The organism is Streptomyces sp. NPDC051310 (assembly GCF_044455245.1).
GTDB lineage: Bacteria > Actinomycetota > Actinomycetes > Streptomycetales > Streptomycetaceae > Streptomyces.
In genome coordinates, this window is record NZ_JBITEO010000018.1 from 30,619 (window position 1) to 50,497 (window position 19,879).

The 19,879-nt window shown below is 73.7% G+C and carries 21 protein-coding genes; 3 read left to right on the plus strand and 18 right to left on the minus strand.

All coding sequences use genetic code 11. The features are described 5' to 3' along the window. Window positions 1-270 precede the first annotated feature (270 nt). Complete coding sequence (locus ACIA79_RS24030; RefSeq protein ID WP_399430408.1) at window positions 271-1,311, plus strand: hydroxyacid dehydrogenase; 1,041 nt, start codon at window positions 271-273, stop codon at window positions 1,309-1,311. 126 nt (window positions 1,312-1,437) lie between these two features. On the opposite strand, the gene groL is transcribed toward ACIA79_RS24030, so the two are convergent. From groL to ACIA79_RS24045, 3 genes are all read right to left on the minus strand, one after another. Next, window positions 1,438-3,066 (minus strand): chaperonin GroEL, encoded by a 1,629-nt coding sequence (gene groL / locus ACIA79_RS24035; RefSeq protein ID WP_399430409.1) that lies wholly within the window; start codon window positions 3,064-3,066, stop codon window positions 1,438-1,440. A gap of 146 nt (window positions 3,067-3,212) precedes the next feature. After that, a complete protein-coding gene (gene groES, locus ACIA79_RS24040) occupies window positions 3,213-3,521 on the minus strand; it encodes a co-chaperone GroES (RefSeq protein WP_010471835.1) in 309 nt (102 codons plus the stop codon). A gap of 207 nt (window positions 3,522-3,728) precedes the next feature. Next, window positions 3,729-4,712: a polysaccharide deacetylase family protein gene (locus ACIA79_RS24045; RefSeq protein WP_399430410.1), complete on the minus strand. Its 984-nt coding sequence runs from the start codon at window positions 4,710-4,712 to the stop codon at window positions 3,729-3,731. An 82-nt stretch (window positions 4,713-4,794) separates the two neighbouring features. Here ACIA79_RS24045 and ACIA79_RS24050 point away from each other — a divergent pair, with 82 nt between their 5' ends. Further along, entirely contained in the window at window positions 4,795-6,003 is a 1,209-nt protein-coding gene (locus tag ACIA79_RS24050; protein ID WP_399430497.1) for a methyltransferase domain-containing protein, read from the plus strand. Here ACIA79_RS24050 and ACIA79_RS24055 read toward each other — a convergent pair. From ACIA79_RS24055 to tsaB, 8 genes are all read right to left on the minus strand, one after another. Continuing rightward, window positions 5,930-6,610 (minus strand): hypothetical protein, encoded by a 681-nt coding sequence (locus ACIA79_RS24055; protein WP_399430411.1) that lies wholly within the window; start codon window positions 6,608-6,610, stop codon window positions 5,930-5,932. The two genes, ACIA79_RS24050 and ACIA79_RS24055, sit on opposite strands and share 74 nt — an antisense overlap. Further along, window positions 6,600-7,838 carry an RNA polymerase sigma factor gene (locus tag ACIA79_RS24060; RefSeq protein WP_399430412.1) on the minus strand — a complete coding sequence of 413 codons (1,239 nt, stop codon included), beginning with the start codon at window positions 7,836-7,838 and terminating at the stop codon, window positions 6,600-6,602. Before ACIA79_RS24060 ends, ACIA79_RS24055 begins: the two co-directional genes overlap by 11 nt. A gap of 39 nt (window positions 7,839-7,877) precedes the next feature. After that, complete coding sequence (locus tag ACIA79_RS24065; RefSeq protein WP_399430413.1) at window positions 7,878-8,234, minus strand: YciI family protein; 357 nt, start codon at window positions 8,232-8,234, stop codon at window positions 7,878-7,880. A 99-nt stretch (window positions 8,235-8,333) separates the two neighbouring features. Further along, entirely contained in the window at window positions 8,334-9,182 is an 849-nt protein-coding gene (locus ACIA79_RS24070; RefSeq protein ID WP_399430414.1) for a polysaccharide deacetylase family protein, read from the minus strand. Between the two features lie 84 nt (window positions 9,183-9,266). After that, window positions 9,267-9,524, minus strand: coding sequence for a hypothetical protein (locus tag ACIA79_RS24075; RefSeq protein ID WP_399430415.1), 258 nt, complete (start codon window positions 9,522-9,524; stop codon window positions 9,267-9,269). Then, window positions 9,521-10,618: a tRNA (adenosine(37)-N6)-threonylcarbamoyltransferase complex transferase subunit TsaD gene (tsaD, locus tag ACIA79_RS24080; RefSeq protein WP_399430416.1), complete on the minus strand. Its 1,098-nt coding sequence runs from the start codon at window positions 10,616-10,618 to the stop codon at window positions 9,521-9,523. Before tsaD ends, ACIA79_RS24075 begins: the two co-directional genes overlap by 4 nt. Next, window positions 10,611-11,093, minus strand: a complete 483-nt coding sequence (gene rimI, locus ACIA79_RS24085) for a ribosomal protein S18-alanine N-acetyltransferase (RefSeq protein ID WP_399430498.1) — start codon at window positions 11,091-11,093, stop codon at window positions 10,611-10,613. Before rimI ends, tsaD begins: the two co-directional genes overlap by 8 nt. Before the next feature lie 80 nt (window positions 11,094-11,173). Next, a complete protein-coding gene (gene tsaB, locus ACIA79_RS24090) occupies window positions 11,174-11,830 on the minus strand; it encodes a tRNA (adenosine(37)-N6)-threonylcarbamoyltransferase complex dimerization subunit type 1 TsaB (RefSeq protein ID WP_399430417.1) in 657 nt (218 codons plus the stop codon). A 134-nt stretch (window positions 11,831-11,964) separates the two neighbouring features. On the opposite strand from tsaB, the gene ACIA79_RS24095 reads away from it, so the two are divergent. Next, a complete protein-coding gene (locus tag ACIA79_RS24095; RefSeq protein ID WP_399430418.1) occupies window positions 11,965-12,510 on the plus strand; it encodes a hypothetical protein in 546 nt (181 codons plus the stop codon). A gap of 24 nt (window positions 12,511-12,534) precedes the next feature. Here ACIA79_RS24095 and ACIA79_RS24100 read toward each other — a convergent pair whose 3' ends face one another. The 7 genes from ACIA79_RS24100 to glmS all read right to left on the minus strand — a co-directional run bounded on the left by ACIA79_RS24100 (window position 12,535) and on the right by glmS (window position 19,850). Continuing rightward, a complete protein-coding gene (locus tag ACIA79_RS24100; protein WP_399430419.1) occupies window positions 12,535-12,702 on the minus strand; it encodes a hypothetical protein in 168 nt (55 codons plus the stop codon). 200 nt (window positions 12,703-12,902) lie between these two features. Next, complete coding sequence (gene tsaE / locus ACIA79_RS24105) at window positions 12,903-13,427, minus strand: tRNA (adenosine(37)-N6)-threonylcarbamoyltransferase complex ATPase subunit type 1 TsaE (protein ID WP_399430420.1); 525 nt, start codon at window positions 13,425-13,427, stop codon at window positions 12,903-12,905. Further along, window positions 13,399-14,607, minus strand: a complete 1,209-nt coding sequence (locus ACIA79_RS24110) for an alpha/beta fold hydrolase (protein WP_399430421.1) — start codon at window positions 14,605-14,607, stop codon at window positions 13,399-13,401. The genes tsaE and ACIA79_RS24110 overlap by 29 nt, the downstream gene beginning before the upstream one ends. Window positions 14,608-14,623: 16 nt before the next feature. Next, the gene (alr, locus tag ACIA79_RS24115) at window positions 14,624-15,781 is read right to left on the minus strand and encodes an alanine racemase (protein ID WP_399430422.1); all 1,158 of its coding nucleotides are present in this window, start codon (window positions 15,779-15,781) and stop codon (window positions 14,624-14,626) included. A 412-nt stretch (window positions 15,782-16,193) separates the two neighbouring features. Continuing rightward, window positions 16,194-17,621 carry an NAD(P)H-hydrate dehydratase gene (locus ACIA79_RS24120; protein WP_399430423.1) on the minus strand — a complete coding sequence of 476 codons (1,428 nt, stop codon included), beginning with the start codon at window positions 17,619-17,621 and terminating at the stop codon, window positions 16,194-16,196. A gap of 4 nt (window positions 17,622-17,625) precedes the next feature. After that, window positions 17,626-17,994, minus strand: coding sequence for a holo-ACP synthase (locus ACIA79_RS24125; RefSeq protein ID WP_399430424.1), 369 nt, complete (start codon window positions 17,992-17,994; stop codon window positions 17,626-17,628). A gap of 8 nt (window positions 17,995-18,002) precedes the next feature. Further along, complete coding sequence (gene glmS / locus ACIA79_RS24130) at window positions 18,003-19,850, minus strand: glutamine--fructose-6-phosphate transaminase (isomerizing) (protein ID WP_399430425.1); 1,848 nt, start codon at window positions 19,848-19,850, stop codon at window positions 18,003-18,005. Between the last annotated feature and the right edge of the window lie 29 nt (window positions 19,851-19,879).

Genomic DNA, 19,879 nt, shown 5'->3' on the forward strand with positions numbered 1-19,879 from the left:
CCGATCGCTTTTGATCGGTCAGTCATCCGCTCTTGACTTCGCTCAGGGGCGGCTCGATCATCCCGGCGACAAGGCCCGTCCCGTCGCCCTCGCACCGGAGCCCCGCCATGAGCCGCAGTGGCAGACGTCCCCCGCCGCGGCCGCCACGGCGACGCCTTCTCCGCCGAGGGCTTCGACCTGGCCGGGGCAGCCTCACCCGCCTCGCCGGGAGCGACACCGGAACGCCGGCCCGACCGCCGGCAGCGTCATGTGAGGAGCCCGGTTCCCGCCATGCACCCAGCCCCTGACGACCGGTCCGCCGAACGCCCCGCCGTGCTCCTGGCCATGGCCCCCGGCATCGCGGACCGCCTGTTCACCGAGGCCCACCGCACCCGCCTCGCCGCCCTCGCGCGTACGGACCCGCACCTCGTCGCCCACGACCTCGCCGCCCCCGAGCCCCGCGCCGCGGCCGCGCTCGCCGGGGCGGAAGTGCTGTTCACCTGCTGGGGCGCCACCCCGCTGACGCCGGACGTGCTCGCACGGGCCCCGCGCCTGCGGGCCGTCGTCCACGCGGCCGGCTCGGTCAAACACCACGTCACCGACGCCTGCTGGGAACGCGGCATCGCCGTCGCCTCGGCCGCCGCGGCCAACGCCCTGCCGGTGGCCGAGTACACGCTCGCGGCGATCCTGTTCTCCGGCAAGCACGTCCTGCGCTCGGCCCGGCGGTACGCGGACCTGCGCGCGCCCCACGACTGGCACGAGGAGCTGTCCGCCGCCGGGAACTACCGCCGCACCGTGGGCATCGTCGGCGCCTCCCGCATCGGCCGCCGCGTCATCGAGCTGCTGCGCCCCTTCGACGTACAGGTCCTGCTGTACGACCCGTACGTCACGGGCGGCGAAGCCGGCGAACTCGGTGTCGTCGCCGTTTCGCTGGACGAGCTGTGCGCCCGGGCCGGTGTCGTCTCGGTCCACGCGCCCCAGCTGCCGGGCACGCGCCACCTGATCGGTGCGGCGCAACTGGCCCGGATGGCGGACGGCGCCACGCTGATCAACACCTCGCGCGGCTCGCTCGTGGACGAGGCCGCGCTCCTCCCCCACCTCACGTCGGGCCGGCTGCACGCCGTGCTCGACGTCACCGACCCCGAACTCCCGCCGCCCGGTTCCCCGCTCTACGCGCTCCCGAACGTCCTGCTCACCCCGCACATCGCGGGTTCCCTCGGCAACGAGCTCCACCGCCTGGCGGACCGGGCCCTGGACGAGCTGGAGCGGTACGCGCGCGGGGTGCCCTTCCGGGACCCGGTGCGGCCGTCGGCGCTGGACCGGTCGGCGTAGACGGGCGGGGCGGCTGGTGGTGGTGCCGTGAACGCCGGAGGCCCGGTGCTCCCGCGACGGGAGCACCGGGCCTCGGTGACGTTCGGGCGCCGGACGGTCAGGCGTCGGGCGCCGTGTGTCCGGGCGTCAGTGGGAGTGGCCGTGACCGTGGCCGTGGCCCGCGTCCGCCGGCTCCTCTTCCTTCTTCTCCACCACGAGGGTCTCGGTGGTGAGGAGGAGGGAGGCGATCGACGCGGCGTTCTCCAGCGCCGAGCGCGTGACCTTGACCGGGTCGATGACGCCGGCCTTCACCAGGTCGCCGTACTCGCCGGTCGCGGCGTTGAAGCCCTGGCCCTTGTCGAGCTCCGCCACCTTCGCGGTGATGACGTAGCCCTCGAGGCCAGCGTTCTCGGCGATCCAGCGCAGCGGCTCGACGGCGGCACGGCGGACGACCGTGACACCGGTGGCCTCGTCGCCCTCCTTGCCGAGGTTGCCCTCGAGCACCTTGACGGCGTGGACCAGCGCGGAGCCACCACCGGAGACGATGCCCTCCTCGACCGCGGCGCGGGTCGCGGAGATGGCGTCCTCCAGACGGTGCTTGCGCTCCTTCAGCTCCACCTCGGTGGCGGCGCCGACCTTGATGACGCACACGCCGCCGGCCAGCTTCGCGAGGCGCTCCTGGAGCTTCTCGCGGTCCCAGTCGGAGTCGGTGGTCTCGATCTCGCCCTTGATCTGCGCCACGCGGCCGGCGACGTCCTCGGACGTGCCGCCGCCGTCGACGATGGTGGTGTCGTCCTTGGTGACGGTCACGCGGCGGGCGGTGCCGAGCACGTCCAGGCCGACCTGGTCGAGCTTGAGGCCGACCTCCTCGGCGACGACGGTGGCGCCGGTGAGGGCGGCCATGTCGCCGAGCATCGCCTTGCGGCGGTCACCGAAGCCGGGGGCCTTGACGGCGACCGCGTTGAAGGTGCCGCGGATCTTGTTGACGACGAGGGTGGAGAGCGCCTCGCCCTCGACGTCCTCGGCGACGATCAGCAGCGGCTTGGAGGAGCCGGCCTGGATGACCTTCTCCAGCAGCGGCAGCAGGTCGGCGATCGCGGAGATCTTGCCCTGGTGGATCAGGATGTACGGGTCGTCGAGGACGGCCTCCATACGCTCCTGGTCGGTCACCATGTACGGGGACAGGTAGCCCTTGTCGAAGGCCATGCCCTCGGTGAAGTCCAGCTCCAGGCCGAAGGTGTTGGACTCCTCGACGGTGATGACACCGTCCTTGCCGACCTTGTCCATCGCCTCGGCGATGAGCTCGCCGACCTGCTGGTCCTGCGCGGACAGCGCGGCGACGGCGGCGATGTCGGCCTTGTCGTCGATCGGGCGCGCGGTCGCCAGGAGCTCGTCGGAGACGGCCTTGACCGCGGCGTCGATGCCCTTCTTCAGGGCGGCCGGGGAGGCACCGGCGGCGACGTTGCGCAGACCCTCGCGGACCAGCGCCTGGGCCAGGACGGTGGCGGTGGTGGTGCCGTCACCCGCGATGTCGTTGGTCTTGGTCGCCACCTCCTTCACCAGCTGGGCACCGAGGTTCTCGTACGGGTCCTCGATCTCGACCTCGCGGGCGATCGTGACACCGTCGTTGGTGATGGTGGGCGCGCCGAACTTCTTGTCGATGACGACGTTGCGGCCCTTGGGGCCGATGGTCACCTTGACGGTGTCGGCCAGCTTGTTGACGCCGCGCTCGAGGGCGCGACGGGCGTCCTCGTCGAACTTCAGGATCTTCGCCATGGGGCTGAGTCAGTCCTCTCGTTGCGATCCTCGGCCGCGCCTGCGGCCGCCATCGCCGTGAAACGAACCGCGCCCCTCGCCGCCCGGCACTGTGGAGTCAGCGGGGGCCAGGGGCGCAGCTCAAAGCATTCTCTGCTTCGGGTGACTTACTTCTCGACGATCGCGAGCACGTCGCGGGCCGAGAGGACGAGGTACTCCTCGCCGCTGTACTTCACCTCGGTGCCGCCGTACTTGCTGTACAGCACGATGTCGCCGGTCTTGACGTCGAGCGGCAGGCGCTCGCCGTTCTCGAAGCGGCCCGGGCCCACGGCCAGGACGACGCCCTCCTGGGGCTTCTCCTTGGCGGTGTCCGGGATGACCAGGCCAGAGGCCGTGGTCTGCTCGGCGTCGAGCGGCTGGACCACGATGCGGTCCTCGAGCGGCTTGATGGCAACCTTGGAGCTGGTGGTCGTCACGATCCGACCTCCCCCTTCGGAGATCTCACGGGGTTAACTGTCTGAGGTGGCGACCAGGTGGATCCGTCGTCGCGGGTGCCGGACCTGCCCGTCGCTGTGTTGGCACTCTCCGGGGAGGAGTGCCAGAGCCGAGACTATGACCGCGGTTAGCACTCGGTCAAGCGGAGTGCCAATTCACGGCGGCGCGGCGTTTCCGGCGAGCCTCCGCTAGACGTAGTCCTCGAGCCGCGCGACCGCGTATCCCTTGGACGTGACGACGTTCATCACGTAGCGGATCATGTCCGGCATGGAACCCTTCCAGTCCTGGCGGCCGCGGAAGTGGGTGAGGATGATGTCGCCGGGGTGCAGGTCCCGGTCCCACTCGCGCCACTCCATGTGGTCGGGGAACGCCTCGGCCGACCACAGGGGCACGGCCTTGACGCCGCAGGACCGGGCGGCGCGCAGCGTGTCGGCGTTGTAGTTGCCGTAGGGCGGGCGGAAGAGCGGCGGGCGCTTGCCGTAGCGCTTCTCGATGATGTCCTGCTGGCCGCAGATCTCGTGCTTCTGCTCGGCGTACGACAGGGCGGGCATGTAGCGGTGGTTGAGGGTGTGGTTGTGCAGGGCGACGCCGGTGCGCTGCATCTTCGCGAAGTAGCCGTAGTCGTCCTTGACCAGGTAGTCGCTGAGGAACGCGCTGTAGGGGATGTCGAGTTCGTCCATCATCCGCAGCAGTTCGGGGTCCTTCTCCGCGCCGTCGTCGATGGTCAGGAAGACGATCCGCTCCTTGGTGGGCACGGTCGTGAAGACGGGCGGCAGGGTCGCGTCGCCGGCCTCGAAGCCCTTACGGAAGGTGATCTTCGGCTTCTTGCCGGGCGCGGGGGGCGGCGGCGCGACGAGGGGGGTGCGCTTCAGCCCCCACTTGCGGGCCACGACGGTACGGGCGGCGTGGGCGCGTTTGACCTTGTCGACGTAGGCGGCGAGGGCGCCGGCCGGCCCGGCGGCGGCCTGCTGCCCGGCTTGCGGCTGTCCGGGCGCGGGGGCGACGTCCCGGCCGGGGTCGGTCGTGCAGGCGGCGGGCAGCGAGGTGAGGAGCAGCGCCACGAGCACCGTGCGGGCGCGGCGCGGGGGGCGGCGGCGCCACCACGGGAAGGCGGGCCAGGGGAAGCGCCGGACACCGTACACCATTTGTTCTGTTTGTCTTACTAGCTGCATGGCGCCGCATCCTGTCAGCGCCGCGCCCCGCCGCCCCGCCGACACCGCCGCCCGGCGTGCACCATCCCCCGCCTGGCCCACAATGGGGCGGGTGACCGATCTCGCCGCCTTCTCCGCGCTCCTCACCGACGAGGGGCAGTCGCTGCTCGCCGCCCTGCGCGACTACGACCCCGCCCGGGAACTGGCCGTCGCCTCCCGCCTGCGCCGCGAGCACCCGGCCGAGCTGGTCACGGGGGCGCTCGGGCAGGCCCGGCTGCGGCAGCGGGCGGTGGCCAAATTCGGGGCGGAGGACGCCCACCGGATGTACTTCACGCCCCACGGCGTCGAGCAGTCGACGCGGGCCGCGGTCGCGGCTCACCGGGCGGCGCGCTTCGCGGAGCTGGGCGTGCGCAGCGTCGCGGACCTGTGCTGCGGCATCGGCGGCGACGCGATCGCCCTCGCCCGCGCCGGCATCCGCGTCCTGGCGGTCGACCGGGACCCGCTGACCGCCGAGACCGCCCGCGCCAACGCCGAGGCGCTCGGCCTGGCCGGCCTGATCGAGGTGCGCCGCGCCGATGTGACGGAGACCGACATCTCCGCGTACGACGCCGTGTTCGTGGACCCCGCCCGCCGCGGGGGACGCGGCGGGGGCCGGATCTTCGACCCCGAGGCGTACTCCCCGCCCCTGTCCTGGGCCGTCGGCACGGCGCGCAGCGCCCCGTACGCCGCCCTCAAGATCGCTCCGGGCATCCCGCACGAGACCGTGCCGCCGGAGGCCGAGGCCGAGTGGATCTCCGACGGCGGTGACGTCAAGGAGGCGGTCCTCTGGTTCGGCACCCGCCCCGGCACCGTCACCGCCACGCTGCTGCCCGGCCCCCGCGCCCTCACCGGCCGCGGCCTGCCCGACCCCCCGGTCCGGGAGACCGGCCGCTACCTGTACGAGCCGGACGGCGCCGTCATCCGCGCCCACCTCGTCGCGGAGGTCGCCGAGGAGCTCGGCGGGGCGCTGATCGACGAGACGATCGCGTACATCACGGCGGACGAGCTGCGCCCCACCCCGTACGCCACCGCCTACGAGATCACCGACCGGCTGCCCTTCAACGTCAAGAAGCTCAAGGCGCTGCTGCGCGAACGGGAGGTCGGCACGCTGACGGTGAAGAAGCGCGGTTCGGCGGTCGAGCCGGAGGAGCTGCGCCGCAAGCTGAAGCCGAAGGGGCCGAACGCGGCGACCGTGTTCCTCACGCGGGCGGCGGGGGCGCCGACGATGCTGATCGGCCGGCCGGCGCAGGCTCCGGCGGTCCCGGCGCCCTGAGCAGCCGCACCGCGAGGCGGTAGTGCCCCACCGCCTTGGCGAGGCCCATCAGGCCGTGCACCCACAGGAGCAGCCCGGCGCCCATGCCGTAGGCGACCTCGGCGTACGTGGTGGTGCCGGGGCGCGCCGCCGCCGGGACCGTGAACGAGATCCACAGGCCCGCCGCGCACAGCACGAACGACAGCAGGAACCAGGTCACGCTCGGGGCGGGCGCCCGGAACCGGGCGTCGCGCGCCGGGTCCCGGTCCAGCGCCGCCCACTGCAGCAGCAGAGCGCGGGCCGCCCGGTCCCGGCGCACGCCGGATGCCGCGGCGTAGCCGGCCGGGACCAGCAGGGCCACGCCGAAGCAGACGCCGAGGACGGCGAACAGGAGCGAGAACGGGTCCAGCGGTCCGTCGTCCAGCGAGATCAGCGCCCCGCCGGCGATCAGCCACCCCAGCTGCAGGCCGCCGAGCACCAGCAGGAACAGGGTCAGCCGCCGGCCGCCCAGCAGCCGCCGCGTCAGCTCCCCCACGGCCAGCGCCCGGTCGCCGAGCAGTGCCTCGCGGTCCGGCCAGGTGCGCAGGTGGACGGGCGGCGGAGGCGGCGGCAGCGGGTTACGGGGCATTCCCCGAGGCTAGCTCCCGCGCCCGGGCGTGCAGGAGCGCCCGCTCCCGCTCGTTGCGCGTGAGGGCCGCCGCCCGCTCGAACTCGGCCCGTGCCTCCTCGGCGCGCCCCAGCCGGGCCAGCAGGTCGCCCCGCACGCTGGGCAGCAGGTGGTAGTCCGCCAGGGCCGGTTCCGCGGCCAGGGCGTCCACCAGCGGCAGCGCGGCCGCCGGGCCTTCGGCCATGGACACGGCCACCGCCCGGTTGAGTGCGACGACCGGGGAGGGGGTGAGCGCGGCCAGCCGGGCGTACAGGGCGGCGATGGTCGCCCAGTCGGTCTCCTCGTACGTCACCGCCCGGGCGTGGCAGGCGGCGATCGCCGCCTGGAGCGAGTACGGGCCGGTGCCGGCCCGCTCCAGGGCGGTGAAGCCGCGCCGGATCAGCAGGTGGTCCCAGCGGGCGCGGTCCTGGTCGGCCAGCAGCACCGGCTGCCCGTCCGGGCCGGTGCGCGCCGCCGTGCGGGACGCCTGGAGCTCCAGCAGGGCGGCCAGCCCGTGGACTTCGGGCTCCCCGGGCATGAGCCCGGCCAGGACGCGGGCCAGCCGCAGCGCGTCCTCGCACAGGGCGGGGCGCAGCCAGTCGTCGCCGGCGGTGGCCGCGTACCCCTCGTTGAAGATGAGGTAGATGACCTCCAGCACGGAGTCCAGACGGGCCGCCCGGTCGGGCCCGTACGGCACCTCGAAGGGCACCCCCGCCTTCGCCAGCGAGCGTTTCGCGCGGACCACCCGCTGGGCGATCGTCGGCTCCGGCACGAGGAACGCGCGGGCGATCTCCGCCGTGGTCAGTCCGCCGAGCAGCCGCAGGGTCAGCGCGATGCGCGCGTCGGCGGACAGCACCGGGTGGCAGGCGGTGAAGACGAGCCTCAGCAGGTCGTCGTCGATGTCGTCGGGGTCGTACGCGGCCTCGGGCTCGTGCGCCTCGTCCAGGGCGCGGCCGACCTCGGCGAGCTTGCGGGCGTAGGTCTCGCGGCGGCGTACGAGGTCGATGGCGCGGTGCTTGGCCGTGGCCATGAGCCAGGCGCCCGGTCGTTCCGGGACGCCCGACTCCGGCCACTGCTCCAGCGCGGCGACCAGAGCGTCCTGCGCGAGCTCCTCGGCGATGCCGACGTCCCGGACGATCCGGGTGACGGCCGCGATGATCCGCGCCGACTCGATCCTGAACACCGTCTCCACGGCCCGGGGTGCGCTCACGGCTCCTCATGGTGCCGTACGGCGCCCCCGGGCCCGCGGTCAGGCTTCGGTGATCTCCCGGACCTCGGCGGTGATCGTCCAGTACTCGTCGTGGGTCCCCAGGAACCTCTTGGTCCACTCGATCGCCTCGGCCTTGTCCTTGCACTGGGTGATCGAGTAGCCGCCGATGACTTCCTTGGACTCGGTGAACGGGCCGTCGGTGACGGACATCCGGCCGCCGGACCAGGTGACGCGGCTCCCCTCGGAGGTGGGCCGCAGCCCGGCGGTGTCCAGCATGACGCCGGCCTTGGTGATCTCCTCCAGCAGCTTGCCCATCCGCTCCATGAGCTCGGGGCTCGGGCCCTCGGCGGGCACGTTGTTCTCATCGATGCGGATCATGGTCAGGAAGCGCGGCACGGTGGTCTCCCGGTGGTGCGGTGGCGGGGCCGTTCCCCGCCTCTCACCCTTACGTCGAACGGGCGCGGGCCGGATCGACACACCGCCGAAAACAATTTCTCAGAGGTAGTCCTCCAGGCGCGCCACGGTGAAGCCCTGCTCCTGGATGCGGCGCAGCATGTTCGCCGTCATCGCGGTCATCGACGTGCCCTTGAGGTCCTGCTTCCCGCGGAAGTGGGCCAGCACGATGTCGCCCGGGTGCAGCTTCCGGTCGCTGCGCTGGTACTGCATGTTCGTGATCTGCATCGACTCGCGCCACAGCACGATCGCCTCGACGCCGCACGCCCGGGCGGCGGTGCGGGTGTCCTCGTTCCAGTTGCCGTAGGGCGGCCGGAACAGGCGCGGGGCGGTGCCGTACGTCCGCCGGAGCTTCTCCTGCTGGCCGCAGATCTCCCGCTGCTGCGCGGCGGCGCCGAGGGTGCGCAGATTGGGGTGGGTGACGGTGTGGTTGGCGACCCCCGCGCCGAGTTCGGCGCTCAGCGGCTTGAAGTAGCCGTAGTCGTCGCGTATCGCGGCGTCGGTGAGGAACATCGTGAAGGGGATCTTCAGGTCCCGCATCATCGCGACGAACTCCGGATCCTTCTCGGCGCCGTCGTCGAAGGTGAGGAAGACGACCTTGTCGGTGGTCGGTATCTCGCTGATGACGGGGACCGGCCCGCCCCCGGTCCGCACGGGCTTGGTCCGGGGCGGTGCGGGGGGCGCCGGGAAGGGCTTGAGGCCCCACTTCGCGTACGCCGCCGCCGTGTCCGCGGCGGTGCCGGCCGCCGCCTCGTCCCGTGCCTGCGGCGGCGGTGCGGCCGCCACCGTGGTCGGTGCCTGCGACGGAGCCGGCCCGTCCGCGGATGCCGTACAGCCCGATATGAGCAGGGCGGCCGCCAGTGCCGCCGCCCCCGCGATCTGCTTCCCCACCCTGGAACCCCATGTTCGAACGCCTGATCAGCTGCCTACTGCGAGACGGCTGACCGGCGCCGGAGGTTGCGTCGGGGGCTCGCGTCAGTCGGTCCCGTGGGACGCGAAGCGCCAGCGGTGCACCGCGCGCGTGACCAGGCCGGCCGGCGGATCGGGCAGTTCGGGCAGTTCGGCGTCGTACGGGGCGTCCCACCAGGTCAGCACGAGCACGCGGTCCTGCGGGGCCGTGAAGGTCTCCCGGCGCAGCGGCCCGCCGGGGAGGTGCTGCGCCCGCGCCCACGCGAGGAGGTCCGCGCCGCGGCCGTCCGCCGCACGGGCCTCCCACATCAGGGTGACCGTCACGAGTACAGGTTCTCCTTGCTGACCTCGTGCACGTGGTCGTGACCGTGGCCGCTCGCGGGCACGTGCGGGTCGGTCACCGGCAGCGAGGAGTCCGCCGACAGCTCCAGGTCGGAGGCCGGCCTGCCGCGGGCCACCATCTCGGCGCCCAGCGCCGCGACCATCGCGCCGTTGTCGGTGCACAGGCCCGGCCGCGGCACGCGCAGCCGGATGCCGGCCCGCTCGCACCGTTCCTCGGCCAGCGCCCGCAGCCGCGAGTTGGCCGCCACGCCACCGCCGATCATCAGGTGGTCGACGCCCTCGTCCTTGCAGGCGCGCACGGCCTTGCGGGTCAGGACGTCGACGACCGCCTCCTGGAAGGACGCCGCCACGTCCCGTACCGGCACCTCCTCACCGGCGGCGCGCTTGGCCTCGATCCAGCGGGCGACGGCGGTCTTCAGGCCGGAGAAGGAGAAGTCGTACGCGGGGTCGCGCGGCCCGCTCAGCCCGCGGGGGAAGGCGATCGCGGAGGGGTCGCCCTCCTTCGCCAGCCGGTCGATCACCGGTCCGCCCGGGAAGCCGAGGTCCAGCACGCGGGCGATCTTGTCGAACGCCTCGCCCGCCGCGTCGTCGATCGTCGCGCCCATCGGCCGTACGTCGGAGGTGATGTCCGGCGCCAGGAGCAGCGACGAGTGGCCGCCGGACACCAGCAGCGCCATCGTCGGCTCGGGCAGCGGCCCGTGCTCCAGCTGGTCGACGCAGATGTGCGAGGCGAGGTGGTTCACGCCGTACAGCGGCTTGCCCAGCGCGTACGCGTACGCCTTGGCCGCCGAGACGCCGACGAGAAGGGCGCCCGCGAGGCCGGGACCGGCGGTGACCGCGATGCCGTCGAGGTCGCGGGCGGTGACCCCGGCCTGCCGCAGGGCCCGCTCGATGGTCGGGACCATCGCCTCCAGGTGGGCGCGGGAAGCGATCTCCGGGACCACGCCGCCGTACCGCGCGTGCGTGTCCACGCTGGACGCGACGGCGTCGGCGAGCAGGGTCGTGCCCCGGACGATGCCGACGCCGGTCTCGTCGCAGGAGGTCTCGATGCCGAGGACGAGGGGTTCGTCAGCCATGGCTCTCAGTGCTCTCAGTTCCTTGTGCGTCAGCTTGTACGGTCAGGCGCATGACGAGCGCGTCGACGTTGCCCGGCTGGTAGTAGCCGCGGCGGAAGCCGATCGGTTCGAAGCCGAAGCGCTCGTACAGCTTCTGGGCGCGGGTGTTGTCCACGCGGACTTCGAGGAGCACCTCGTCGCACTCGAAGGCGGTGGCGTGCCGCAGGAGTTCGGTCAGGAGCCGGGACCCGAGCCCGGTCCCCCACTGGTCGCGGGCGACGGCGATGGTCTGGACGTCGCCGAGCCCGCCGGCCGCCGCGAGCCCCGCGTAGCCGGCGATCCGGCCGTCCGGGGCCGCGGCGACGACGTAGCGGCGGGTCGCCCGCGGGCCGCGCGCGTGCGCGAGCTCGGACCAGAACATGCCCTCGGACCAGGCGTCCTCGGGGAACAGCTCGTGCTCCAGCTCCAGCACCGGTGCGAGGTCCCACCAGCGCATCTCCCGCAGGACCACGCCCGCGCCGGTCGCATCGGCCGCTCCCCGCGCTCGGGCCGGCCCGGTGGGTGCACCAGGTCCGGTCACCGGGGGGTGACCACCTTGTAGTTCTTCGGCACCTGCGCGTCGGGACGGCGCAGGTACATCGGCCGCGGCTCCTCGAAGGCGCCGCCGTCGCGGAGCCGTTCGGCGGCGAGCGCGGCGAGCGCCGCGGCCGACTGGTGCTCGGGGTCGCGGGCGTCGGGGAACACCTCGGCGTAGAGGCGGGCGCCGGCGCCGACGGCGGGCAGGCCGGCGACCTGCTCGGCGATGTCGGCGGGCCGGTCGACGGCGGGGCCGGTCGCACGGGTGCGGCAGTCGTCGTACCGCGCCCAGTAGACCTCCTTGCGGCGCGCGTCCGTCGCGACGACGAACGGCTCCTCGATCCCGGAGGCGTACGCGAGGCCGTCCAGCGTGCACAGGCCGTGCACGGGCACCCCGCCGAGCGCGGAGGCGAAGGTCGCGGCGGTCACGAGGCCGACGCGCAGCCCGGTGTACGGGCCGGGGCCGACGCCCACGACGATGCCGGTCACGGCGTCCAGCGGCCGGCCCGCTTCCCGGAGGACCCGGTGCACGGCGGGCAGCAGCAGCTCCCCGTGGCGGCGGGCGTCGACCTGGCCCGATGCGGCGAGGACGGAGTCGCCGTCGTGGAGTGCGACGGTGACGGCGGGTGTGGCGGTATCCATGGCGAGCAAGAGCACGCAAACAGCCTACGGCTCCGCGGGCGGGGGCACGGCGCCCCGGTGCGCGCACACACTGCTGCTACCGTCACATCAATACGTACGCGTGCGCGCGAGAGGTGGGGAGCAGGGTGGCAAGGAGCAGCTCGGGATTCGTGGCCGGGCTCACCGCGGCAGCACTGGCCGCGGTCGGATTCCTCGCCTACCAGGCGTCGGCCCACGCCCCGGCCCACCTCACGGAGAAGCGGCCCGCGGGAGCGGGCGCCGCCCCGTCGAAGCCCGCGCACGGCGGCAGCGCGCAGAAGCCGGCCGCGGACCCGCTGGCCCTGCCGGCGAACTCCGGCTCGGGCGTCCGGGTCGTGTACGCGCTCGGCGACCGGCGGGTGTGGCTCGTGGACGGCAAGGAGCGGGTGACGCGCACCTTCGCGGTGATGCCGAGCACCGTTCACCCGGAGCCGGGCACCTACTCCGTGACGACCCGGTCGGGACGGGTGTCCGGGTCCGACGGGGTGCAGATCGAGCACGTGGTCCGGTTCGCCACCGTCGACGGCGTCACGATCGGCTTCAGCGCGGCCGTGGACGGCTCCATGGCCCGTCCCGACCCCGCGCGCAGGACCGGCGGGATCCGGATGAAGCGCGCGGACGGCGACGCGCTGTGGACGTTCGCGACGGTCAAGTCGACGATCGTCGTCGTCCCGTAGCGGCGGCCGGGGACGGATCCGGCGTCACGCGGCCTCGGGCTCCGCGCTGTCCGGTCCCGCGTCACGCGCCGCCTCGTCGGCCGGCTTCTCCGCGGGTTCCTCGGCGGCCCTGGGCGGCGTGGACACGGCGCTGGCCGCCGCGCACGACGCCAGCAGATCACGCATCGACACGTCCCGCTCGGACGTCGGCATCGGTGCCTCCTGAAGCTCCGGGGGCAGGCGGGGTTAGGTACACCTAACCCCGTACGGATACCCATGGGACCACGCCTCGGACGTGCCGCGCAACATCGTGCCGACGTCTTGTCGGAAAGTACGGCGGCGTCGCCGCCAGGGGTGTCCGCGGAGTCCCGTCCGCCCTGCGGGCGCCACGACGCTGCTGTCCGGACAGGCCCCTACGGCGCCACGTCGAGGTCCACACCCGCCCAGCGGGCACCGATCCCCGTGAGCGTCACCACACGGCGGTCGTCGTCCGTCGAGCCGACGACCCGGTGGATGACCACGTGCAGCCGGTCCTCGGCCAGGTCCTCGACCCTGCCCTCGCCCCACTCCACGACCACCACCGAGTCCGGCAGCGACACGTCGAGGTCGAGGTCCTCCATCTCGTCGAGGCCTCCGCCCAGACGGTAGGCGTCGACGTGCACGAGGGCCGGGCCGCCCACCAGCGACGGGTGGACACGGGCGATGACGAACGTCGGGGACGTGACCGCCCCGCGCACGCCGAGCCCCTCCCCGAGCCCGCGCGTCAGCGTCGTCTTGCCCGCGCCGAGCTCACCGGTGAGCAGGACGAGGTCCCCGGGGCGCAGCAGCTTCGCGAGCGCGCGGCCCAGCTCCTGCGTCTCCTCGGGCGAGTGAAGGGTCGTACGGGCGGTGGCGGTGGCGTCCTGTCCATCAGCCACCGGGCTGTGCGGTGCTTCCATACGTGCCAACGTTAGTCGCTGCCGGCACCGCGCCCACCCGCACCAGCAGGTCCGCGAGCCGGTCGGTGACCACCTCGGGATGCTCCAGCATCACCAGGTGGCCGCCGTCCGGGACGATGACCAGCTCCGCGTCGGGGAGCAGATCGGCGATCGCCTCGGTGTGCGAGCTGGGCGTGACCAGATCCGTGTCGCCGGCGAGGGCGAGCACCGGCACCTCGGCGAAGATGCCGAGCGCTTGCGCCTTGTCGTGCTCGGTGAACGCCGGGTAGAACTCCGCGACCACATCGATCGGCGTGCCCTCGATCATCCGCTCCGCGAACCGGGCGACGGCCGGGTCCACGTCCCGCGACGAGAACGAATACCGCTTGATCAGCCCCGCGAAGAGGTCCGCGGTGGCCCTGCGGCCCCGCTCGACCAGCTCCGGCTGCGACCCGAGCGCCCGCAGCACGCCGGGCAGGACCCGCCGTATCGCGTTGACCCCCGCCACCGGCAGCCCGTAGTTCACCTCGCCGAGCCGGCCGCACGACGTACCGACGAAGGCCACCCCCACGACCCGCTCACGGATCAGCGCCGGATACTGGTCGGCCAGCGCCATCACCGTCATACCGCCCATCGAATGCCCCACCAGGACCAGCGGCCCCTCGGGCGCCGCCGCGTCGATGACCGCCTTGAGGTCCCGGCCGAGCTGGTCGATGGAGACCGGCACCGCATCCGGGCCGCGCCGCTGGGCGACACCCCGCTCCGACCTGCCGTGACTGCGCTGGTCCCAGTGGACCGTGCGCACCAGGCCGCGCAGGGCCGCGCGCTGGAAATGCCAGGAATCCTGGTTCAGGCAGTAGCCGTGGCTGAAGACGACGGTGACCGGAGTGGGCGTACGCCGCCCGAACAGCCGCTGGCGGCGCGGCGCGCTGGTCTCCGCCTCCACCTCGTCGACCTCGTAGTACAGCTCCGTGCCGTCGTCGGCGAGCGCCCTGCCGGGCGTGCCGCGCAGCGCGCCGTACGGACCCGCCGCGTCCAGGGCGAGACGCGCCTTCCTGCGTATGCCGCGCCCCACCGTGAGCCGCTCCAGGGTGACACCGGCGGCCGCGCCCGCTGCGACCACCCCTATCGCCGCGCCGGCGAGACCGGCGCGGCGCCAATTGCCGGCGGCTGCGGCCTCCACCGCACCGATGTCACTCACTACGGCAGCTCCTCGGTCAGCTCGCGTGCGACACGTTCGTATAGACCCGTGGTACCCGCGATCCGATCCGGGTCACGATCTCGTACGCGATCGTGTCCGCCGCACGCGCCCAGTCGTCCGCGGTCGGCTCCCCCTGGTCGCCCGCCCCGAACAGCACCACGGGCGCGCCGGGCTCCACGGCGTCACCGTCGAGGTCCACCACGAACTGGTCCATCGCCACCCGGCCCGCGACCGTGCGCACCTTCCCCCCGACCAGCACCGGGCCGCGGCCCGACGCATGGCGCGGGATGCCGTCGGCATAGCCCAGCGGGACCAGGCCGAGGCTGGTCTCCCGCTCGGTGACGTAGTGGTGGCCATAACTGACACCGTGGCCCGGCGGCACCGTCTTGACCAGCGCGAGACTCCCCACGAGCCGCATCACGGCCCGCAGCCCGAACTCGGCGGCCGAACCGAGCTCCGGGCTCGGCGACACGCCGTACAGCGCGATGCCCGCGCGTACGAGGTCGAAGTAGGACTCCGGCAGCGTGAGCGTCGCCGGGGAATTGGCGATGTGCCGCACCTCGGGCTCCGCACCGGCCTTCTCGGCATAACCGAGCATGTCGTGGAACGCGTCGAGCTGGGCGGCGATGGAAGGGTGCCCCGGCTCGTCGGCGCAGGCGAAGTGCGACCAGATGCCGGTGATCCGCACCAGACCCTCGGCCTGCGCCCTCAGCGCCTCCCCGACGAGCCGCGGCCAGTCGGCGGGCTGACAGCCGTTGCGCCCCAGCCCCGTGTCCGCCTTGAGCTGCACCCGCGCGGTGCCGCCGGTCGCGCGGGCAGCCCGCGTGACCTCCTCCAGCGCCCACATCCCGCTCACGGACATGTCCAGACCGGCACGGATGCCCTCGTCCCACGGATCGCCGGGCGTCCACAGCCAGCACAGGACGGGCACGTCGATCCCGGCCGCCCGCAGCGCGAGCGCCTCGTGCGGCGTCGCCGTCCCCAGCCAGGTCGCCCCGCCCTCCAGAGCCGCCCGCGCACACGGCACGGCCCCGTGCCCGTACGCGTCGGCCTTCACGACGCCCATCACCTGGACGCCCGTCCCCACGCGCTCCCGCAGGGCACGCACGTTGCCGCGCAACGCCCCGAGGTCGATCTCGGCGCGGGCGCGAAGGGTCTGCGGTGTCTCACTCATCGCGCCCAGTGTCTCAGAGGTTTTTTTGGGGGCTCGGTTCGGCTCCGGGGCGCCTGTTGTCGGTGTCGACGGTCGATCGTGCTCGGTTCCTTCGTTCCTCGGAACCTCCGCGCGTTCTCCCTTTCGACACCGCCGCGCCCCTTCACCTCACTCGCCGCGGGCACCGGGGTCGAGCCGGGAGGCCCACCGGCCCGAGCCCCACGACCACACGGCCACACCGCCGCGCCCGTCCCCCTCACGCGCCACAGGCACCGGGGGTCGAGCCGGGAGGCCCACCGGCCCGAGCCCCACGATCACACGGCCACACCGCCGCGCCCGTCCCCCTCAGGCGCCACAGGCACCGGGGGCTGGGCCGGGAGGCCCACCGGCGTGAGCAGCCGCATGGCCGGCCACAAGGCGACGGCCCTTCGCATCACTCGGGGTGGGCGGTGGTGACGTCGCGCCATGCTCCCGGGAGCTCCGACGCGACGTCGTGGGCCGCGATGGGGGCGCCCCGGGCGGCGCGGCGGGCGGCGAGGCCGTGGAGGTAGGCGGCGACCGAGGCGGCGTCGCGGGGGGCGAGACCCGCGGCGAGCAGGGAGCCGGCGAGGCCCGACAGGACGTCGCCGCTGCCCGCGGTGGCCAGCCAGGCCGTGCCCGTCGGGTTGACGCGTACCGGACCGTCGGACGCGGCGACGAGCGTCGTGGAGCCCTTGAGCAGCACGGTCGCTCCGTACCGCGCCGCCAGTTCCCGCACCGCGTCCAGGCGCCGGGACTCCACCTCCTCGCGGGCGACGCCCAGGAGGGCCGCGGCCTCGCCGGCGTGCGGGGTGAGGACGGTCGGCGCCGGGCGCGAGCGGACCGCGGACGGGTCGAGCTGCCGCAGGCCGTCCGCGTCGACCAGGACGGGTACGTCGGAGGCGAGGACGTCCTCGACACCGGGCGTGTCGCCGAGGCCCGGGCCGATCACCCACGCCTGGACGCGCCCTGCCTGCGCCGGGGGACCGTCGTGGACGAGCGTCTCGGGGTGGCGGGCGAGCACGGCGTCCCCCGCGGGGCCGACGTAGCGCACGGCACCCGCGCCGCCGCGCAGGGCGCCGGACACCGCGAGCACCGCGGCGCCCGGGTAGCGCCGGGAGCCGGCCACCACGCCGACCACGCCCCGCCGGTACTTGTCGCTCTCACCGGCGGGCTCCGGCAGCAGCCGCGCCACGTCCGCGTGCTGGAGCGCCTCCAGATCGGGGACCTCCGGGAGGGACAGGCCGATGCCGACGAGCCGGACCGCGCCCGCGCAGGCCCGCGCCGGATCGATGAGCAGGCCCGGCTTCCAGGCCCCGAACGTCACCGTGGCGTCCGCCCGGACGGCCTCGCCTGCGACCTCGCCGGTGTCGGCGTCCACGCCGCTCGGCAGGTCGACGGCGACCAGCACGGCACCCGACGCGCGGGCCGCCCGCACCACCGGCACCGCCTCCGGCCGCAGTCCGCCGCGCCCGCCGATCCCGGTGATGCCGTCCACCACGAGGTCGGCGCGCTCCAGCACCGCGTACGGGTCGTCGGCGACGCGCCCACCCGCCCCGCGCAGCGCCGCCAGGCCCCCTTCGTGGGCGCGTGAGCCGAGGAGCACGGCGGACACCCCGGCGCCGCGCCGGGCGAGCCGGGCGCCCGCGTACAGCGCGTCGCCGCCGTTGTCGCCGCTGCCGACGAGCAGCACCACGCGGGCCCCGTAGACCCGGCCCAGGAACCCGGCGCAGACCGCGGCGAGCCCCGCCGCCGCCCGCTGCATCAGCGCGCCCTCGGGCAGCTGCGCCATCAGTGCCGCCTCGGCGGCCCGTACGGTTTCGACACGGTGAGCGGTACGCATGGGGTCAACCCTCCGCGATCACCACCGCGGACGCCACCCCCGCGTCATGGCTCAGCGACACGTGCCACTGCCGCACGCCCAGTTCGGCGGCGCGCGCCGCCACCGTGCCGCGCACCCGCAGCCGCGGCTGCCCGCTGTCCTCCACGTACACCTCGGCGTCCGTCCACAGCAGCCCGGCCGGCGCGCCGAGCGCCTTCGCGATCGCCTCCTTCGCGGCGAACCGCGCCGCGAGCGACGCGACGCCACGCCGCTCGCCGCTGGGCAGCAGCAGTTCGCGCTCCAGGAACAGCCGGTCCGCCAGGTGCGGCGTCCGCTCCAGCGCCGCCGCGAACCGGTCGATCTCCGCGACGTCGATCCCCACCCCGATGATCATTCGCGTCCTCACTCCACCGTCACGGACTTGGCGAGGTTGCGCGGCTGGTCGACCTCGTTGCCGCGGGCCGTCGCCAGCTCGCACGCGAAGACCTGGAGGGGAACCGTCGACACCATCGGCTGCAGCAGCACCGGCGTCACCGGGACGCGGATGAGGTGGTCCGCGTACGGCGCGACCTCCTCGTCGCCCTCCTCCGCGATCACGATCGTCCGGGCGCCGCGGGCGCGGATCTCCTGGATGTTCGAGACGATCTTGTCGTGGAGCACGGACCGGCCGCGCGGCGACGGCACCACCACGACGACCGGCAGGTCCTTCTCGATCAGCGCGATGGGCCCGTGCTTGAGCTCGCCGGCCGCGAACCCCTCGGCGTGCATGTACGCGAGCTCCTTGAGCTTCAGCGCGCCTTCGAGCGCCACCGGGTAGCCGACGTGCCGGCCGAGGAACAGCACGGTGTTCTTGCCGGCGAGCGAGCGGGCGAGCTCCCGCACCGGCTCCATGGTCTCCAGGACCCGCTCGACGTCCTCCGCGATCCGCGACAGGTCCCGCACGACCGCCCGGATCTCGTCGCCCCACTTGGTGCCGCGCACCTGCGCCAGGTACAGCGCCAGGAGGTAGACCGCCACGAGCTGCGTGAGGAACGCCTTGGTGGAGGCGACCGCCACCTCGGGCCCCGCGTGCGTGTACAGCACCGCGTCCGACTCGCGGGGGATCGTCGAGCCGTTGGTGTTGGAGATCGCCAGCACCTTCGCGCCCTGCGCCCGGGCGTGCCGCAGCGCCATGAGCGTGTCCATGGTCTCGCCGGACTGCGAGATCGCCACCACCAGCGTCTGCCGGTCCAGGATCGGGTCGCGGTAGCGGAACTCGCTGGCCAGCTCCACCTCGCAGGGGATGCGGGTCCAGTGCTCGATGGCGTACTTGGCGATCAGCGCGGCGTGGAACGCGGTGCCGCACGCCACGATGACGACCTTGTGCGCCTCGCGCAGCACCTCGTCGGGGATCCGCACCTCGTCCAGGGTCAGCGACCCGGAGGCGTCGACGCGGCCCAGCAGCGTGTCGGCGACCGCCTTCGGCTGCTCGGCGATCTCCTTGAGCATGAAGTAGTCGTAGCCGCCCTTCTCGGCCGCCGAGGCGTCCCAGTCGACGTGGTACGCGCGGACGTCGGCCGGCGCCCCGTCGAAGTCCGTGACCGTCACGCTGTCCCGGCGCACTTCGACGACCTGGTCCTGGCCGAGCTCGATCGCGTTGCGGGTGTGCGCGATGAACGCGGCCACGTCGGAGGCGAGGAACGCCTCGCCCTGTCCGACGCCCACCACCAGCGGGGAGTTGCGGCGGGCACCGACGACCACGTCCGGCTCGTCGGCATGCACGGCGACGAGCGTGAAGGCGCCGTCGAGCCGGCGGCAGACCAGCCGCATCGCCTCGGCCAGGTCGCCGCAGGACGAGAACGTCTCGGCCAGCAGGTGGGAGACGACCTCGGTGTCGGTCTCCGACGCCAGGTCGTGGCCGCGCTCCGCCAGCTCGGCGCGCAGGGCGGCGAAGTTCTCGATGATGCCGTTGTGGACGACGGCGACGCGCCCGGCGTTGTCGAGGTGCGGGTGGGCGTTGAGGTCGGTCGGTCCGCCGTGGGTGGCCCACCGGGTGTGCCCGATGCCCGTCGAACCGCTCGGCAGGGGCCGGGTGTCCAGCTCCTTCTCCAGGTTGACGAGCTTGCCCGCCTTCTTCGCCGCGGCCATCCCGCCGTCGGCGAGCACCGCCACGCCGGCCGAGTCGTAGCCCCGGTACTCGAGCCGCTTGAGGCCCGCGATCACCACATCAAGCGCCGACTGCCCGCCGACGTACCCCACGATTCCGCACATGGTCTGCAGCCTAGGGGGTGTCGTGTCGA

Excerpts from the sequence above, each read along its gene's own strand:
- ACIA79_RS24030 (WP_399430408.1), top strand. The coding sequence starts at position 271 with ATGCACCCAGCCCCTGACGACCGGTCCGCCGAACGCCCCGCCGTGCTC.
- groL (WP_399430409.1), bottom strand. The coding sequence starts at position 3,066 with ATGGCGAAGATCCTGAAGTTCGACGAGGACGCCCGTCGCGCCCTCGAG.
- ACIA79_RS24045 (WP_399430410.1), bottom strand. The coding sequence starts at position 4,712 with ATGCAGCTAGTAAGACAAACAGAACAAATGGTGTACGGTGTCCGGCGC.
- ACIA79_RS24050 (WP_399430497.1), top strand. The coding sequence starts at position 4,795 with ATGGGGCGGGTGACCGATCTCGCCGCCTTCTCCGCGCTCCTCACCGAC.
- ACIA79_RS24055 (WP_399430411.1), bottom strand. The coding sequence starts at position 6,610 with ATGCCCCGTAACCCGCTGCCGCCGCCTCCGCCGCCCGTCCACCTGCGC.
- tsaD (WP_399430416.1), bottom strand. The coding sequence starts at position 10,618 with ATGGCTGACGAACCCCTCGTCCTCGGCATCGAGACCTCCTGCGACGAG.
- rimI (WP_399430498.1), bottom strand. The coding sequence starts at position 11,093 with ATGCGCTGGTGGGACCTCGCACCGGTGCTGGAGCTGGAGCACGAGCTG.
- ACIA79_RS24100 (WP_399430419.1), bottom strand. The coding sequence starts at position 12,702 with ATGCCGACGTCCGAGCGGGACGTGTCGATGCGTGATCTGCTGGCGTCG.
- tsaE (WP_399430420.1), bottom strand. The coding sequence starts at position 13,427 with ATGGAAGCACCGCACAGCCCGGTGGCTGATGGACAGGACGCCACCGCC.
- alr (WP_399430422.1), bottom strand. The coding sequence starts at position 15,781 with ATGAGTGAGACACCGCAGACCCTTCGCGCCCGCGCCGAGATCGACCTC.
- ACIA79_RS24120 (WP_399430423.1), bottom strand. The coding sequence starts at position 17,621 with ATGCGTACCGCTCACCGTGTCGAAACCGTACGGGCCGCCGAGGCGGCA.
- ACIA79_RS24125 (WP_399430424.1), bottom strand. The coding sequence starts at position 17,994 with ATGATCATCGGGGTGGGGATCGACGTCGCGGAGATCGACCGGTTCGCG.
- glmS (WP_399430425.1), bottom strand. The coding sequence starts at position 19,850 with ATGTGCGGAATCGTGGGGTACGTCGGCGGGCAGTCGGCGCTTGATGTG.